Origin of the sequence: Collinsella sp. AM33-4BH (assembly GCF_003469205.1) — a bacterium.
Lineage (GTDB): Bacteria > Actinomycetota > Coriobacteriia > Coriobacteriales > Coriobacteriaceae > Collinsella.
Window position 1 is genome coordinate 1 of sequence record NZ_QSIN01000025.1, and the last position, 2,176, is coordinate 2,176.

Annotated in this window: 2 protein-coding genes and 2 pseudogenes; all 4 read left to right on the forward strand. The window is 72.7% G+C overall.

What is annotated here, in order from left to right:
- Positions 1-391 (forward strand): annotated as a pseudogene (locus DW821_RS10220) (lantibiotic ABC transporter permease); the annotation flags it as partial.
- Positions 392-407: 16 nt separating this feature from the next.
- Positions 408-785: a hypothetical protein gene (locus tag DW821_RS10035; protein WP_118066732.1), complete on the forward strand. Its 378-nt coding sequence runs from the start codon at positions 408-410 to the stop codon at positions 783-785.
- Between the two features lie 45 nt (positions 786-830).
- A complete protein-coding gene (locus DW821_RS10040; protein ID WP_118066734.1) occupies positions 831-1,493 on the forward strand; it encodes a response regulator transcription factor in 663 nt (220 codons plus the stop codon).
- 40 nt (positions 1,494-1,533) lie between these two features.
- Positions 1,534-2,176: pseudogene (locus DW821_RS10045) on the forward strand (hypothetical protein); the annotation flags it as partial.

Below are 2,176 nucleotides of genomic sequence, written 5' to 3' on the forward strand. Positions count from 1 at the left end.
CGCTCCGCTTGCGGCCGCCTGGGCGGGCATCGTGCTGGGCAGCCTGCCCCTCTACGCGCTGGGGCTCGGCGTGGCCCTGCGCCTCGGCCGCAACGCCGCCATCGGCGCCGGCGCAGCGGGGATGCTCCTCGCGTTCTTCTCGGTGGGCGGACTTGCGCACGGCCTCATGACCGGCGAGCTCACCGGTGCCCTGGCGACGCCCCTGAGCTGGGTGCCGCTCGCCTGGCCCGCGCGCCTGGGGTCGCTCGGGGTGGAGGCCTTCATCGACGCCGCACGCGCGGCGGGCCCTCTCCTCACGACTGCGCTCGCTGGCCTCGTGCTCACACTGGCAGCCGGCGCCGTCCTTCTCGCCTGGTTCTGCCGCTACGAGGACGGGAGGGCAGATGCGTAGGAGGCCGCTCGCCGCCATGCTCGTCCTCCTCTCCGCAGCGCTCGTCCTGGGCGGGAATGCCCTGCTCGACGCCGGCTGGGGGTCGGCGCTGCGCTCGATCGCCGACCGCGTGCTGCCCAACCCTGAGATCGTCATGTGGGCGCCCGCGCCCGAGCCCGGCAGCCACGCGAGCTCCTACGCCGACGCCACCGGGGCGGTGGCAAACTACGTCTACCTGGTGGACGCGGCGGACGACAGGGGCAATGTCCGAGAGCTCCAGCTCATCTTCTTCGGGCGGGAGTCGGACGGCGAGGGCTGGCTCGAGATCGAGGCGCGCGGCGGCTCGGGCGTGCGCTACCGCGCGTGCGACGCGGCCGAGGCGCCCGCGGCTGCGCGCAGGGCTCTGGACCGCTGAGTGCGGCGCTAGTACAATTCCGACGAGAGTTTCAGGAGGTCGAACATGGCGAGGATACTGGCAGTGGATGATGAGCGGGCGATCCTCGACGCGCTCGCGCGCGTCCTCGGCCGCGACGGCCATGAGGTCGTCAGGGCGGCCGACCCGACGGCGGTCCCGGGGATGGACCTCTCGCGCTTCGACCTCGTGCTCTGCGACGTCATGATGCCGGGGCTCGACGGCTTCGAGCTCGTGCGGCAGATCCGCCCGGACTTCGACGGGCCCATCGTCTTCCTGACCGCGCGCGTGGCCGAGGAGGACGCCGTGGCCGGCTACGGCCTGGGCGCCGACGACTACGTCCGCAAGCCCTTCGGTGCCGCGGAGCTGCGCGCCAAGGTCGCGGCCCATCTACGCCGTGAGCGCCGGCCGCGCTCGCACGCCCTCTCCTTCGGGGAGGTGCGGATCGACCTCGGGGCGCGCGACCTCGCCGTGGGCGGCGAGACCGTGCCGCTCACGCCCACCGAGTACGCCATCTGCGAGTACCTCGCGCGCCACCCCGGGCAGGTCATGAGCCGCGCGCAGATACGCGAGGCGGTGCTCGGCTGGGAGAGCGACGCCGACGACGCGGCCATATCCATGCAGGTCAGCCGCGCCCGGAGGAAGCTCTCCGAGGCCGGCGCCGATCCGATCGCGACCGTCTGGGGGATGGGGTACAAGTGGCAGCTCTGAGGAGGCAGCTCTGAGGATCGGGGCGCGAGGTCGCGGGGGCATGCCGCTCTCCTTCGTCATCGCGCGCTACTTCGCCTACGCGTTCGCGGCGGTCGCCACGGCGTGGCTCGCCTCGCTCATGGTGCTCTCCGTGTTGATCAGCGCGGGCTTCGTCTACGAGGCAAGCTGGGGGCCGGCCAATGCGCGCGAGGTCGCGGAGGGCCTGGCACGCGACGGCGTCTGCGGGCAGCAGGACGTGCCGACGGCCTACCGCTACCTCATCCTGAACAAGGACGGAAACGTGATGATGACAGACCTCGAGGGTACGCGGCTCGAGGACGCGACGGAAATGGCCAGTACGGCACTCGCCGCGGATCCGGGCACAGTGGAGATCGAGGGCGGGGGCTCGGGCCTCACCTACGCCGCGTTCCCGCTCAAGGGCGGCGGGGCCTGCGCACTCGTCAGCGAGTACCTGCCGCAGTGGGTCTCGCGCGATCTCGCCGGCCTGCTTCCCAACCCGCAGAACCTCATGCTCGTCGGCGCCGCTGTGGGAAGCGCGCTCGCGCTCGCGCTCGTGGCGCGCCGCGCGAGCCGCGTGATCTCGCGCAAGATGGCGCCGCTCGCGGAGGCGGCGGGGCGCGTCGGCGCGGGGGAGCTCGACTTCGCGGTCGGCAGCACCAACGTGCGCGAGGTGAACGACGTCC

Excerpts from the sequence above, each read along its gene's own strand:
- DW821_RS10040 (WP_118066734.1), top strand. The coding sequence starts at position 831 with ATGGCGAGGATACTGGCAGTGGATGATGAGCGGGCGATCCTCGACGCG.
- DW821_RS10035 (WP_118066732.1), top strand. The coding sequence starts at position 408 with ATGCTCGTCCTCCTCTCCGCAGCGCTCGTCCTGGGCGGGAATGCCCTG.